14 protein-coding genes and 1 tRNA gene are annotated in these 12,632 nt (G+C 71.4%); 8 read left to right on the top strand and 7 right to left on the bottom strand.

The features are described from left to right. Window positions 1-176 precede the first annotated feature (176 nt). Together ACZ5PB_RS08250 and ACZ5PB_RS08245 are read right to left on the bottom strand one after the other, a co-directional pair. Window positions 177-758 carry a TMEM165/GDT1 family protein gene (locus ACZ5PB_RS08250; RefSeq protein WP_468688885.1) on the bottom strand — a complete coding sequence of 194 codons (582 nt, stop codon included), beginning with the start codon at window positions 756-758 and terminating at the stop codon, window positions 177-179. Between the two features lie 303 nt (window positions 759-1,061). Continuing rightward, on the bottom strand, window positions 1,062-1,814 hold the full coding sequence (locus tag ACZ5PB_RS08245; RefSeq protein ID WP_468688883.1) for an ABC transporter permease: 753 nt from the start codon (window positions 1,812-1,814) through the stop codon (window positions 1,062-1,064). A gap of 286 nt (window positions 1,815-2,100) precedes the next feature. Here ACZ5PB_RS08245 and ACZ5PB_RS08240 point away from each other — a divergent pair, with 286 nt between their 5' ends. From ACZ5PB_RS08240 to ACZ5PB_RS08225, 4 genes are all read left to right on the top strand, one after another. Then, window positions 2,101-2,769 (top strand): HNH endonuclease family protein, encoded by a 669-nt coding sequence (locus ACZ5PB_RS08240; RefSeq protein ID WP_468688881.1) that lies wholly within the window; start codon window positions 2,101-2,103, stop codon window positions 2,767-2,769. A gap of 143 nt (window positions 2,770-2,912) precedes the next feature. After that, on the top strand, window positions 2,913-4,589 hold the full coding sequence (locus ACZ5PB_RS08235) for an alkaline phosphatase D family protein (protein ID WP_468688879.1): 1,677 nt from the start codon (window positions 2,913-2,915) through the stop codon (window positions 4,587-4,589). A 240-nt stretch (window positions 4,590-4,829) separates the two neighbouring features. Further along, window positions 4,830-5,288, top strand: a complete 459-nt coding sequence (locus tag ACZ5PB_RS08230; protein WP_468688940.1) for a DoxX family protein — start codon at window positions 4,830-4,832, stop codon at window positions 5,286-5,288. A 314-nt stretch (window positions 5,289-5,602) separates the two neighbouring features. Beyond that, on the top strand, window positions 5,603-6,271 hold the full coding sequence (locus ACZ5PB_RS08225; protein ID WP_468688878.1) for a DedA family protein: 669 nt from the start codon (window positions 5,603-5,605) through the stop codon (window positions 6,269-6,271). Here the strand turns inward: ACZ5PB_RS08225 and ACZ5PB_RS08220 are convergent. After that, entirely contained in the window at window positions 6,193-6,414 is a 222-nt protein-coding gene (locus tag ACZ5PB_RS08220; RefSeq protein WP_468688876.1) for a DUF2277 domain-containing protein, read from the bottom strand. The genes ACZ5PB_RS08225 and ACZ5PB_RS08220 overlap by 79 nt on opposite strands. A gap of 150 nt (window positions 6,415-6,564) precedes the next feature. On the opposite strand from ACZ5PB_RS08220, the gene ACZ5PB_RS08215 reads away from it, so the two are divergent. Continuing rightward, entirely contained in the window at window positions 6,565-7,218 is a 654-nt protein-coding gene (locus ACZ5PB_RS08215; RefSeq protein ID WP_468688874.1) for an HNH endonuclease family protein, read from the top strand. 70 nt (window positions 7,219-7,288) lie between these two features. Here ACZ5PB_RS08215 and ACZ5PB_RS08210 read toward each other — a convergent pair. Next, window positions 7,289-7,363 (bottom strand) — tRNA-Val (locus ACZ5PB_RS08210). A 215-nt stretch (window positions 7,364-7,578) separates the two neighbouring features. Here ACZ5PB_RS08210 and ACZ5PB_RS08205 point away from each other — a divergent pair. From ACZ5PB_RS08205 to ACZ5PB_RS08195, 3 genes are all read left to right on the top strand, one after another. Continuing rightward, window positions 7,579-8,349 (top strand): DUF4097 family beta strand repeat-containing protein, encoded by a 771-nt coding sequence (locus ACZ5PB_RS08205; RefSeq protein WP_468688872.1) that lies wholly within the window; start codon window positions 7,579-7,581, stop codon window positions 8,347-8,349. Window positions 8,350-8,538: 189 nt separating this feature from the next. Next, window positions 8,539-9,855, top strand: coding sequence for a hypothetical protein (locus ACZ5PB_RS08200; RefSeq protein WP_468688870.1), 1,317 nt, complete (start codon window positions 8,539-8,541; stop codon window positions 9,853-9,855). 22 nt (window positions 9,856-9,877) lie between these two features. Continuing rightward, window positions 9,878-10,093 carry an FmdB family zinc ribbon protein gene (locus ACZ5PB_RS08195; protein ID WP_468688868.1) on the top strand — a complete coding sequence of 72 codons (216 nt, stop codon included), beginning with the start codon at window positions 9,878-9,880 and terminating at the stop codon, window positions 10,091-10,093. Window positions 10,094-10,112: 19 nt separating this feature from the next. On the opposite strand, the gene ACZ5PB_RS08190 is transcribed toward ACZ5PB_RS08195, so the two are convergent. Genes ACZ5PB_RS08190 through ACZ5PB_RS08180 form a run of 3 tightly spaced genes read right to left on the bottom strand, consistent with a single transcriptional unit; the run spans window position 10,113 to window position 12,552 of the window. Then, window positions 10,113-10,772 (bottom strand): O-methyltransferase, encoded by a 660-nt coding sequence (locus ACZ5PB_RS08190; RefSeq protein ID WP_468688866.1) that lies wholly within the window; start codon window positions 10,770-10,772, stop codon window positions 10,113-10,115. After that, the gene (locus ACZ5PB_RS08185; protein ID WP_468688864.1) at window positions 10,769-11,419 is read right to left on the bottom strand and encodes a response regulator transcription factor; all 651 of its coding nucleotides are present in this window, start codon (window positions 11,417-11,419) and stop codon (window positions 10,769-10,771) included. The genes ACZ5PB_RS08190 and ACZ5PB_RS08185 overlap by 4 nt, the downstream gene beginning before the upstream one ends. Further along, window positions 11,410-12,552 (bottom strand): sensor histidine kinase, encoded by a 1,143-nt coding sequence (locus ACZ5PB_RS08180; RefSeq protein WP_468688862.1) that lies wholly within the window; start codon window positions 12,550-12,552, stop codon window positions 11,410-11,412. Before ACZ5PB_RS08180 ends, ACZ5PB_RS08185 begins: the two co-directional genes overlap by 10 nt. Window positions 12,553-12,632 lie beyond the last annotated feature (80 nt).

The following is a 12,632-nucleotide window of genomic DNA, read 5'->3' as shown; positions in this document are numbered from 1 at the left end:
GGGAGGTTCAATGGAATGAAACGTCGTTGTTGGGCGGTGTTTTTGTCGGGGTGTTGGGGGGGGGGGGTCCCCCCCCCCCCCCCCCCCCCCCCGCCCCTCTCACGTACGTACGCCACCACTCGTCTCACGTACGTACGCCACCACTCCTCTCGCGTGCGTACGCGACCACTCGCGGCTCAGCCCGCGATCGCCTCGTACAGGCTGAACGCCGACAGCACCAGCATCAGACAGGCCGCCACCTTGGTGATCAGCCGCAGCGGCACCCGCTTCATCAGCGCCTGGCCGCCGACGATGCCCAGGCCCGCGACCGCCCACAGCGCCAGCACCGCGCCGATGCCGACGGAGACGGGGTTGTCGTAACGGGCGGCCAGGGTCGCCGTCATGATCTGGGTGATGTCGCCGAACTCGGCGATCAGGATGAGCATGAAGCCCGCGCCGGAGACCTTCCAGAAGGACTGGTCCTTCGGCGGCTTGATCTCCTCGTCGTCATCGCTCTTCTTCAGCAGGAGCACCAGGGCTCCCACCAGGAACAGCACGCCCACCACCGTCTGCACGATCCACTGCGGCAGCAGGGTCAGCACACTGCCCGCCGCGATGGCGATGCAGACGTGGACCAGGAAGGCGGCGGCGACACCCACGAAGACGTAGCTCGCGCGGTAGCGGGTGCCGAGCATCAGACCGGCGAGAGCCGTTTTGTCGGGGAGTTCGGCCAGGAACACGGTCCCGAAGGTGATGGCCATGATGGTGAAGCTGATCATGGGATGAGGTTTCCTCAATCGGTCGGGCTGCCCGCCGAGAGACCTGCTTGTTTCCGGGGTCGCTTCGGCACGGCAGCGGCATCGAAAACGTTTCGAGTACAACTGCGGCCGAAGGTCTCGCTGGCGGACGGGACCCTTGAGTCCCCACCCGCCTCCGGGCGCCGGCTGAGCGTGCTCAGCAGTATGTCGACGGTCCGGCGAAGAGCTACTCCCCTTCTGCTCGATACAGGATACGGGACAGATGTACGAGCGCGCCCCTCAAGCTCCTCACGCCCCTCACGCCCTTCATGCCCCCCACGCCCCTCACGTTCGGTGCAGCCTCCCCCGCCCCACCAGCTCCAGCACCCCCGCCACCGCCACCGCCTGCACCGCGAGCAGCGCCACCAGTACGAACAGCTGCACCACCCCCGCCATCACCGGTGACGCCCCGCCCAGCAGCATCCCGACGAACGCGCCCGGCAGCGTGACCAGCCCCACGGTCCGCGTCTGGTCGAGCCCCGGAATGAGCGCGTCCGACGCGGCCGGCCTGGCCACCTCCAGCCGCGCGTCCCGGTCGGTCAGCCCCAGTGCGAGCCCCGCCTCCACCTCGCCGCGCCGCACCTTTAGCTCGTCCAGCGCGCGCCGCCCGCCGAGCGCCGTCGCGGTGAGCGCACCGCCGATGAGAATGCCGGTGACGGGGACGAGGGTGATGCCGCTCGGCGGGACGAGGCCGGTGAGCAGGAGGGCCGCGACCACGGGCGCCACCCCGGCGCCGATCGGCACGGCCGCCCACCACCAGGTGCCGTTGGGGGTGATCCGGCGGCCTGCGGTGCGTACGGCGACCCCGTACATCAGCAGCAGGAACGCGAGCAGCAGCCACCCCGAGCGGGCCACCCAGCCGATGGCCAGCGCCACGACCGCGAGCTGCACGGTGGCCCGCGCTCCGGCGACCGCGACGCGGCGGCCCTGCGCGCGGGTGGAGTCGGCGGACAGCCGGGCGCAGGCGGCGACGGTGACCGCGAGGGCGAGGAGTACGGCGAGGACGGCGCCCAGGGTGAGGTTGACGGGGAGCAGCACGGCCCCACCCTAGGCAGGCCCCGCTCCAGGCAGGCCGCGCTCCAAGATCTCCAAGAAGGGCCGCACCTCACGAGCCGACGGCCGCCAACTCCCCTGCGGTGTCGGCCCCGTGTCCACCCGGTGTCGGATCGGTGGATCCGGTGAATCCCTTGATATGACGTGCCCATGTCGCCACGCTGTTACCTGGCGCACGCCTCCCGGAAACCCGGCGTCGCCACGATGGCCGGGCCGCGCGGGAGTTGACGGGACGCGTGGCTCGACTTCCCCCCACATCACGGGAGTTCACATGTCACGCCATGCCTCCACCCGCTCCGCGAAGTTCTACGCGCGTCGCATACCGGTCGCGGGCGGTGCCGCCGCCCTCGCGGTCACCGGCTTCCTCGTCACCACCCCCACCGCCGCCGCCTCGCCGCCCCCGCCGGTCGACGCGGCCACCGCCCGCACCTACCTCGCCGCCCTGAAGGTGCAGGCCGAGGGCAGTTCGGACGGCTACAGCCGGGAGAAGTTCCCGCACTGGAGCACCCAGTCCGGCGCCTGCAACACCCGCGAGGTCGTCCTCAAGCGGGACGGCAAGGACGTCCAGCAGGACGACAAGTGTGCCGCCGTGAAGGGCAGTTGGTACTCGGAGTACGACGGTGCCACCTGGACCGCCGCCTCCGACGTCGACATCGACCACATGATTCCGCTCGCCGAGGCGTGGCGCTCGGGCGCCAAGGCCTGGACGACCTCCGACCGCCAGGCCTTCGCCAACGACCTGACCCGCCCGCAGCTCATCGCCGTCACCGACAACGTGAACCAGGCGAAGAGCGACCAGGACCCGGCGGAGTGGCTGCCGTCGCGGACCGCGTACAAGTGCACGTACGCCCAGATGTGGGTGCACGTGAAGCACCACTGGAAGCTCACCGTCGACCAGGCGGAGAAGACCGCCCTGGAGGGTGTTCTCAAGAACTGCTGACCCCGACGCGGTGACCGGCACGGCCGCCGCCACCGTCAACGGCAAGGTCAACAGCAAGTTGACGCGCGGAACTTACCCGTTCCCCTCCGTCGTTCCGTACCGTACGGGGCTGGCCCCGCACGGGGGACGACGGAGGAGGACACATGACCGGGCTGCGCCTGGGACCAGTACTGAGGTACGTCGACTGGGAGGCCGGCGACGCCGCGACCGTCTGGGTGGAGGCGGACCGGCCCTGCACGGCGGAGGTCGTCTGCGAGGGCGGTGGCGGGGGCACGGCGGAGACCTTCCAGATATCCGGCCACCACTACGCGCTGATCCCGGTGACCGGCCTGCGCCCGGGCACGTCGACGCCGTACGAGGTGCGGCTCGGCGGCACCCCGGTGTGGCCGCTGCCCGGCTCCGGCTTCCCGCCGAGCACCATCAACACCCCGCTGCCGCACGCGGACACGGCCCGGATCACCTTCGGCTCCTGCCGCTGGGCGGCGCCCGCCGAGGGCGAGAAGGACCCGGCGGGACCGGACGCCCTGGACACCCTGTCGGCGCGCATCGCGAGCGACCCCGGCGGCGAGCGACCGGACGTGCTCCTGCTGCTCGGCGACCAGGTGTACGCGGACGAGATATCGAAGGCCACCCGCCGCTGGCTGGCCGCGCGCCGCGATCTGCGCGAGCCGCCGGGCGTGGAGGTCGCGGACTACGAGGAGTACACCCGCCTCTACTACGAGTCCTGGCTCGACCCGGAGGTGCGCTGGCTGCTGTCCACCGTCCCCACCTGCATGATCTTCGACGACCACGACGTCATCGACGACTGGAACACCAGCGCCGCCTGGGTCGCCGACATGCGGGCCACCCCGTGGTGGAACGAGCGCATCCTCAGCGGGCTGATGTCGTACTGGGTCTACCAGCACCTGGGCAACCTCTCCCCCGCCGAGCTGGACACCGACGAGCTGTACGCGGCGGTGCGCGCCACGCCCGACGGCACGGACGCCCTGCGCCGGTTCGCCGCCCGCGCGGACCAGGACCCGGCGTGCGTGCGCTGGAGCTACCGGCGCGACTTCGGCTCCGTACGGCTGCTGATGGTGGACACCCGGGCGGCGCGGGTCCTGAAGGAGGGCGCGCGGGCGATGCTCGACGAGGACGAGGCGCGCTGGCTCGCCGACCAGGCGCTGGACGACTCCCGCCCGTACGACCACCTCCTGATCGGCACTTCGCTGCCCTGGCTACTGCCGCCGCTGATCCACGACGCGGAGGGGTGGAACGCGGCGCTGGCCTCGGGGGTGCGGGGCGGGCGCTGGGCCCGGTTCGCGGAGGACCTGCGCAGGCGCTCGGACCTGGAGCACTGGGCCGCCTTCCCGGCCTCCTTCGAGCGGCTCGCCCGGCTGATCGCGGAGGCGGGCAGCGGGCCCGGCGCCCCGGCGACGGTGTGCGTGCTGTCGGGGGACGTCCACCACGCGTACATCGCCGAGCCCACCCACTGGCCGGCGGACGCGGTGCCGGACACGGCCAGGGTCTTCCAGCTGACCTGCTCGCCGGTGCACAACGGCATCCCGTCGTCGATCAAGCTCGGGTTCCGCTTCGGCTGGAGCGCGACGGGGCAGCGGCTGGGGCGGCGGCTGGCCCGGCACGGCCGGCTGGAGCGTGCGGTGCTGCGCTGGCGGCGGACGGGCGGCCCCTGGTTCGGGAACCAGCTGATGACCCTGACATTGCGCGGCCGGACTGCCGAACTGCGCCTGGACCAGGCACAACGGATCCGCGGCGGGAACAAGGGGAACGGCCCGGCACGCCTGACGACCGCGATGACCACAAATCTGACACACGACTGACACAAAGGAGTCAATTGGCGTAAGAGAAGCGCCACTTGGGAGCTAAAACCGGCCATGACTGGAATGTTGAACTTGCAAGTACAGTGAGGGTTACCTAACCTCCTGGGCATCGCACGTCCCCCTTCGGGCTGCGTCCGCACGACGTCCCCACTGCCCGCGAGGCCTTCCCCGGCCGACCGAAGGAGTCCCCCACCCATGACCCCTCCCGACGCTCCTCCCACCTCCTCCCCGTCGAACGCGCTGTCCGCACGGCTGACGGAGTCCCGTCCGTACGCCCTCGCCCTGTTCCGCTTCGTCACCGGCCTGCTCTTCGCGTGCCACGGCGCCGCGTCGCTCTTCGGCGTGCTGGGAGGCGCGGGCGGCACCGGCGCGACCGTCCCCGCCGGAGCCTGGCCCGGCTGGTACGCCGCGGTGATCCAGCTGGTCGGCGGGACGCTGATCGCGCTCGGCCTGTTCACCAGGTCGGCGGCGTTCATCTCCTCCGGGTCGATGGCGTACGCGTACTTCGTCATGCACCAGCCGGAGGCACTGTGGCCGATGCAGAACGGCGGCGAGGCCTCCGCGATGTTCTGCTGGGTGTTCCTGCTGCTGATCTTCACCGGGCCGGGCGCCGCCGCGCTGGACGGGCTGCTGGCGGGCCGCCGCTCGCAGGCGGCCGTACGCCCGGAGGAGCAGCGGGCCACCGCTGCCGCCGCCTGACCCTCGTGACCCGGCCGGTGTGCCGGGGCTGTCAGGACCGCTCCCGCTCGGCGGACCGGACAGCCCCGGCGCACCGGCCCTCACTCGTTCCTGGAGCCACTTCGCTCCACTGCGCACCCACGGCGCACCGTCGCGCACCGGGCTGCCGTGAAGGCCGTCACACCCGCCCGCCCCGCGACGTGATCTCCCCGACATCACCCGTCCCGGGGGCCTTTCGGCCCTGTCACCGGGCGTAGGCTGGATCGCTGTTAAGCCGCCCCTGCCGCTCCCCATGCGACGTCGCGGCGTTGTCCTGACCAATCGGGGAGTCCGCAGTGCTGGAGAGTCTTGGGTCGTTGACCGGCGGCCCATGGATATACGCCGTGATCGCCGTCTCGATCGTCCTCGACGTGTTCCTGCCGATCCTGCCGAGCGGCGTCCTGGTGATCACCGCCTCCACCGCGGCAGCCGCGGGCGCGACCAACGCCACCGTCCCGGACTCCTTCTCCCAGGACCTTCCCGACCTGCTCCTGCTGGCCCTGTGCGCGGCCACCGCCTCGCTGCTCGGCGATGTGGCGGCCTACCGGCTGGCCTGGCGCGGGGGTGCCCGGCTGGACGCGGCCATTGCCCGCTCCCGCCGCCTGACCGCCGCGCAGGAACGTCTCGGCACCGCTCTCAGCCGGGGCGGCGGCATCCTCGTCGTGATCGCCCGCTTCGCACCGGCCGGCCGGTCGGTGGTCTCGCTGGGCGCGGGCGCGGCACACCGCGCGGCGAAGGAGTTCGTCCCGTGGTCGGCCCTGGCGGGCGTCGCGTGGGCCGTCTACAGCGTGGGGCTCGGCTACTTCGGCGGCCAGTGGCTGGGCGCGAGCTGGCTGAGCACCGGCCTGTCGGTGCTGGCCCTGTTCGTCGCCGGAGCGCTGGCGGCCTACGTGGTGCGGCGCCCCCGCACTTCCAGCCCCGCCAACAGCTTGGCGGTCGCCTCGGCCACCTCCCCCACGGCCTGATCGAACACCGCCTGGTTGTGCGCGGCGGGCGCGCGGAACCCGGAGATCTTCCGTACGTACTGCAGAGCTGCGGCGGCGATCTCCTCCTCGGTGGCCTCTTCGGGAATGGCGGGCGGACGGAGCGTCTTGATGCTGCGGCACATACAACAACCGTAGCCAGCCCCACTGACAACGGCCCGCCGTCAGCCCGTTGATCTCCATCGGGTGACCCTCCGCCGCTCACGGCACGTCGCGCGCGCCGTACGGCTACGACTTGACCGGTCCGTAGCCCGTACGAGACGGAGGCACCCACCGTGCAGACCGCCGCCCTGCTCCTCCTGCCCCTCCTCCTCACCGCCCCACCCCCTCCTGCCGCCCCCAAAGCCCCGCCCGTCACCGTCACCACCACGCTCCACAAGGCACTCGCCGCCCTCCCGCAGGCCACCGACGCCCCCGCCGGATACGCCGCCACCGAGTTCACGCACTGGACGGACGAGGACAAGGACGGCTGCAACACCCGCGCCGAAGTCCTCCTGGAGGAGGCCACCACACCCCCGGCCGCCGACACCCGCTGCATCCTCACCGGCGGCGCCTGGCACTCGTACTACGACAAGAAGGACCACACCTCCCCCACCGCCCTGGCCGTCGACCACCTCGTCCCGCTGGCCGAGGCCTGGCGCTCGGGCGCGGGCACCTGGTCCCCCGACGACCGCCGCCGGTTCGCGAACGACACCGAGGACCCCCGTACCCTCGCGGCGATCACCGCGGCGGAGGACCGCCACAAGGGCGACCAGGACCCCGCCCACTGGGAGCCCTCCGACGACAGCGCGGACTGCCGCTACGTCGCCGAATGGACCGCGGTGAAAAGCCGCTGGCGCCTCACCGCGGACAAGGCGGAACACACCGCCCTGACCACCATGGCGGCCGAGTGCCCGGCAGAACCCCTGACGTACACCAAGGCCCGCTGACCAGGCCACGCATCCCCTGGACACGTCGAAGGCCCCGACCTGGTCAGGTCGGGGCCTTCGACGTTCTTCCTGGTGGGCGCGGACGGTTTCGAACCGCCGACATCCGCCTTGTAAGGGCGGCGCTCTACCCCTGAGCTACGCGCCCGGGCACGAGGCAACAGCGTACATGGCCGCGCGGGCTGCTCCGCAATCCGGATGCCGAGGTCAGGTCGGGCACGGGGCGCGGTCGGATGGGGTGGCCGGACGCGGTGCGGGGGTTAGCCCTACCCCCGATCCGGTGGGCGCCCGGATCGTCCCGGGTGCACACCTCTTTTTAGAGTGAGGTCCACACCGACCGCTTGCAGCAGGGGGAACACCACCATGTCAGTCCGGAAAGCAACCAAGAACCGCGCTCTTCTCGCCGCCGGCGGGGCCGTGCTCCTGGCGCTCGCCGTGACCGGCTGCGGCGGTGCGGAGGCTTCGGACGCACCGGTGGAGAAGAAGTCCTTCCCCTTCAGCGGGAAGGCGCTGAACATCGAGGGCGACAGTACCCGGCTGGAACTGGTGCCCGCCGACGTCAAGGACATCGAGGTCGAGCGGCAGGTGGACGGCTGGGTGTTCCTGGGGAGCGGGCCCGACCCGGTGTGGGAGCTGAAGGGGGACAAGCTCCGTCTGCTGGTGAACTGCGAGGGCCTGTCGGCGAACTGCGAAAGCCGGCACAAGGTGAAGGTGCCGCGCGGCGTCGCGGTGACGGTCGACGACGACAACGGCGCCGTGCACGCCACGGACTTCGACACCGATCTGAAGGTCACTTCCGACAACGGCGAGATCATCGTCAAGAACGTGCGCGGCAAGCTGGACCTGGAGACCGACAACGGGGAGATCAAGGGCGAGGGAATCGGCACGAAGTCGGTGAAGGCGAAGACCGACAACGGCCAGATCGAGCTCGGGTTCACGGTCGTACCCGACCTGGTGGACACCGAGAGCAGTAACGGCTCCGTCCAGGTCTCCCTCCCGAAGGCGACGTACAAGGTGGAGACCAGCACCCAGAACGGCGGGGTGACGGTGGACGTCCAGAAGTCCGACAACAGCCCCCACCACGTGAAGGCGAAGACCGACAACGGCGAAGTCACCCTCCAAAGCGCGAACTAACCGGGCCGTGTGTTCGTCATTACCTGGTGGGACAATGAACCAGGCAGGGCGGACACAGCACGGGAGAGGGATGTGACGGCGACACACGCGCAGCACACGCAGCGAGTAAGCCGTCGGGGAGAACGCCGTCCGGAACCCGGGACCTCTCCGCAACCCGGTCCCCGCACGGGTCCGGGTGCCTTCCGGGACGTGCTGGCGCTGGCGCTCCTGCCGCTTCCGCTGATCGCCGTGGCCGCTGCCGCGCTGCCCCTGTCCTTCGCGGGCGGGGGCACCCGGCGCTGGTTCGGCGGGCGGAACGAGAGCGCGCGGGCGGACGCGCAGGCGGCGAAGGACGCGGCCGCCGCGGCGTTCTACGAGCTGGACACGGCGCAGCGCGACCTGCGGATCTCGATCGAGACGATCACGGCGGTGGACAGTTCCCCGGCCGCGCAGCGCACGGCGCAGCAGTTCGCCTCGCTGGGGCAGCGCATCGACGAGGTCAGTCACCTGTACATCACGGCTGTCGATGCCCACGACCTGGACCGCGACGATCTGGACGCGGGTGACGCCTCGCGCGCCCGGGCCGAGCTGGGCAGGGCCAAGGACGAGCTGGTACGGGTCAAGGGCGAGCTGGACCGCTTCCAGCAGGGGCTCGGGCCGCTGCTGGACAAGGCGGAGACGCAGCTCGCCCGGCTGGCCCCCGCGGTGGAGCGGGCCCGGCAGTCGTTGCTCGCGGCGAGCAACGCCCTCGACGCGGTGAGAGCCGCGGGGCTGCGGGCGGACGACCTCGCGGCCCGGCTGGCGGCGCTGGGCCCCGAGCTGACCCGGCTGAACCAGGGCGCCGGGCAGCACGGAGTGCCCGAGACCCTGGCCCGCGCGGAGCACGTACAGCGGGACGCCGAGGCGGTACGGGCCGAGGCGGCGCGGCTGCCGGAGCGGGCGGCCGAGATCGACAAGCGCCTGGTGTCGCTGCGCACCCGCGCGCAGGCCCTGACCACCCGGGCGGGCAAGGTCGACCCGGTGCTGAGCGAGCTGCGGCGGCGCTTCACCGCGGCGTGCTGGCAGGACCTCCAGCAGGTCCCGGCCCAGGCCAGGGAGAACGTGACGCTGGCCGAGCAGCGCCTCAAGGAGGCGTCGAAGGCACGGGACGAACAGCGCTGGCCCGACGCGACCTCGCTGCTGAGCACCGTACGGGCGCTGCTGAACGGCACGGACGAGGCGGTCTCCGCGGCGGGCGACCGTCTGCAGCGCCTCAACGCCGTGTCGAAGGACCCGGAGCAGGAGATCCAGCGCACCCGCTTCGCCATCCGTGACGCGCAGCGCCTCGCGATGGCGGGCCGGCACACCCCCGATCCGCGCCACGCACGTCCGCTGGACGACGCGGTGGCCCGGCTGGAGCGTGCGATCACCGCCCTGGAGGGCCGTCACCCGGACTACTGGCACTTCCTCACGGAGACCGAGGCGGTACGCCGGACCGTCGCCCGGGTCGTCTCGGAGATCCGCGAGGAGCGGGGCGCGGGAGCGTAGGCGCACCGCCTAGTCTGGTGCCATGCCCCGTTACGAGTACCGCTGCCGGCCCTGTGACTCCACCTTCGAGCTGACCCGCCCCATGGCGGAGTCCGGCGCACCCGCCGTCTGCCCGGACGGCCACCAGGACACGGTGAAGCTGCTCTCCGCGGTGGCCGTGGGCGGCAGCGCCGCCACCTCGGGTCCCGCCCCGTCGGGCGGTGGTGGCGGCTGCTGCGGCGGTGGGTGCTGCGGCTAGCCGCGACAGCCTAAGCGGGTCACCGCTTGCGGGAGAGCGTGATGCCGTCCGAGACCGGCAGCATGACGCTCTCCATCCGTTCGTCCTCCCCCACGTGGATGTTGAACGCCTTGATGGCGGCCGCGCTCCCCGTCGCTTCCGGGTCGACGACCGCGCCGTGGAAGAGCACGTTGTCGCTGACGATCAGCCCGCCCCGGTTCATCCGGGGCACCAACTCCTCCCAGTACGCGATGTAGTTGCCCTTGTCGGCATCCAGGTAGACGAGGTCGATGTGCGGCTCGGCGGGCATCGCCCGCAGGGTGTCCAGCGCGGGTGCGATCCGCAGGTCGATCCGGTCGGCGACCCCCGCCTTGGCCCAGGCCTCCTGCCCGTACGCGGTCCATTCCTCCGACACGTCGCAGGCGATCAGGGTGCCGTCGGCGGGCAGCGCCTGTGCCATGGACAGGGTGGAGAACCCGGTGAACGTGCCGACCTCGACGATGTGCCGGGCTCCGGTGAGCCGGACCAGGAACGCGAGCAGCGGCCCCTGCTCCGCCGCCGACTGCATGCCCGCTTCGGCGGGGAAGCGTGTGTAGGTGGTGTCGATCAGCTCGCGCTGGACAGCGTCCAGCGGCGGGTTGTTGGCCAGGACGTAGTCGTACAACTCAGTGGTGATCGTGGTGCTGTTGCCCTTGGTCATTCACTGCTCCCCAGGTATCTGAGTACGGCCAGAACGCGGCGACTGTAACCGGTGCTCTGGTTCAGCCCCAGCTTGTCGAAGATGGCGTTGGCGTGTTTCTCCACGGCGCTCAGCGAGATGTGCAGCCGCTTCGCCACGGAGGGGTTGGTGTGGCCCTGGGCCATCTCGCCCAGGACCTCGCGCTCGCGCTCGGTGAGCCGGGACAGCGGATCGCTGCCGTTGGAACGCCGCACCAGTTGCCGGACGACCTCCTCGTCGAATGCCGCCTGCCCTGCCGCCACCCGTTCCAACGCGTCGAGGAACTCGTCGACTTGGACCACCCGGTCCTTGAGGAGGTAGCCGACACCGCCGGATGCGTCGGTGAGCAGTTCGGTGGCGTACCTCTTCTCGACGTACTGGGAGAGGACCAGCACCCCGACCCCGGGGCGGCGGCCCCGGATGTCGAGGACGGCACGCAGTCCTTCGTCGGTGTGGGTGGGTGGCATCCGGACGTCCGCGACCACCACGTCGGGCGGGTTTTCCTCGACTGCGGCAAGGAGTGCTTCGGCGTCCCCGACGGCGGCGAGGACCTCGTGCCCCTCCTCGGCGAGCAGTCTCACCAGTCCCTCCCTCAGCAAGGTCGAGTCCTCGGCCAGGATTACGCGCATGGGATCTCCGCGGTGATGGTGGTGGGGCCGCCGGGCGGGCTGTCGACCGCGAACCTGCCGTCGAGGGCGGCGACACGTCTGCCGAGTCCTATCAGTCCTCCGCCGGTCGGGTCGGCGGACCCCGCCCCGTCGTCCGCGACGCTGACCTTCAGGAGGCTGCCGCGCCAGTCGAGTTGGAGCCGGAGCATGGAGGCGCCCGCGTGCTTGACGGCGTTGGTGACGGACTCGGCGACCACGAAGTAGGCGACGCCGGCCGCAGCGGGCGGCGGTTCCGTGTCGAAGCCCTCGTAGTGCACCAGGACCGGCATCTGGACGCGGGAGACGACGGTCTCCACCGCCGCGCGCAGACCGGCCTCGTCGAGCACGGTGGGGTGCACCCGCCAGGCGACCTCGCGCAGTTCGTCGAGGGCCCGCCGGCTCTCCTCGTGCGCCTGGAGCAGCAGGTGGCGGGCACGCTCGGGGTCCTGGCTCCGGCGGGCGCGCCCGATCAGCATGCCCAGGGCGACGAGCCGTTGCTGCACTCCGTCGTGCAGGTCCCGCTCGATGCGCCGGCGCTCGTCCTGGACCGCTTCGACGACCCCGGCGCGGCTGGCGGCGAGTTCGGCGATGCGGTGTTCCAGGAGGGAGGAGTTGCTGGGGCCGAGGAAGTGCCGGGCCAGCCTTCCCTCCAGGACGGCCAGTCCGAAGACGCCCTGGAAGGAGAGCAGGAAGAGCAGGAGCCCGGCGGCACTGGAGTACGCCACCGTGAGCGGGTTGTCGATGTCCTCGATCAGCCAGCCGTAGGCGAAGAAGGTGCCGAAGCCCGCGCCCGCCACCACGTACGCGAGGACAACTGCCCCCAGCAGGCCCGGTATCCAGCGGACGGTGAGGTACCGCAGTGCCTGGGTGCCGTCGTACGCGGCGGAGACCCGGATGTCGAGCAGGGAGGCGAGCCGGGTCCGCTCCACCGCGGCCAGCCGTATCGCCACCGCGCACAGGGGACGCAGCATCATTCGCCGCCCCCTCCGCCAGGCCAGGACGGGCAGCAGGACGATTCCCGCGATCAGGGTGAGGGCCAGCTCGAACGGCGCCGTGCAGGCGCCCAGCGCCAGCCCCGCCGCGAGCTCAACTCCCCTTCGCACCAACGCTTTCATGATCCGAAGGTAGCCCGGCGGGTCCGGCCCGCACATTGCGGGAAACCGCAGTCTTCTCCTGCGGTGTACCGCAGTCGATC

It is taken from the genome of Streptomyces sp. NPDC032721, assembly GCF_055579625.1.
The sequence above is the reverse complement of the archived record's forward strand: the minus strand, read 5'-3'. Positions and strand labels throughout refer to the sequence as shown.

What these genes read in the sequence shown, in the direction of transcription:
- ACZ5PB_RS08250 (WP_468688885.1), bottom strand. Translation starts at nt 758, where the DNA reads ATGATCAGCTTCACCATCATGGCCATCACCTTCGGGACCGTGTTCCTG.
- ACZ5PB_RS08240 (WP_468688881.1), top strand. Translation starts at nt 2,101, where the DNA reads ATGTCACGCCATGCCTCCACCCGCTCCGCGAAGTTCTACGCGCGTCGC.
- ACZ5PB_RS08235 (WP_468688879.1), top strand. Translation starts at nt 2,913, where the DNA reads ATGACCGGGCTGCGCCTGGGACCAGTACTGAGGTACGTCGACTGGGAG.
- ACZ5PB_RS08220 (WP_468688876.1), bottom strand. Translation starts at nt 6,414, where the DNA reads ATGTGCCGCAGCATCAAGACGCTCCGTCCGCCCGCCATTCCCGAAGAG.
- ACZ5PB_RS08205 (WP_468688872.1), top strand. Translation starts at nt 7,579, where the DNA reads ATGTCAGTCCGGAAAGCAACCAAGAACCGCGCTCTTCTCGCCGCCGGC.
- ACZ5PB_RS08195 (WP_468688868.1), top strand. Translation starts at nt 9,878, where the DNA reads ATGCCCCGTTACGAGTACCGCTGCCGGCCCTGTGACTCCACCTTCGAG.
- ACZ5PB_RS08190 (WP_468688866.1), bottom strand. Translation starts at nt 10,772, where the DNA reads ATGACCAAGGGCAACAGCACCACGATCACCACTGAGTTGTACGACTAC.
- ACZ5PB_RS08185 (WP_468688864.1), bottom strand. Translation starts at nt 11,419, where the DNA reads ATGCGCGTAATCCTGGCCGAGGACTCGACCTTGCTGAGGGAGGGACTG.
- ACZ5PB_RS08180 (WP_468688862.1), bottom strand. Translation starts at nt 12,552, where the DNA reads ATGAAAGCGTTGGTGCGAAGGGGAGTTGAGCTCGCGGCGGGGCTGGCG.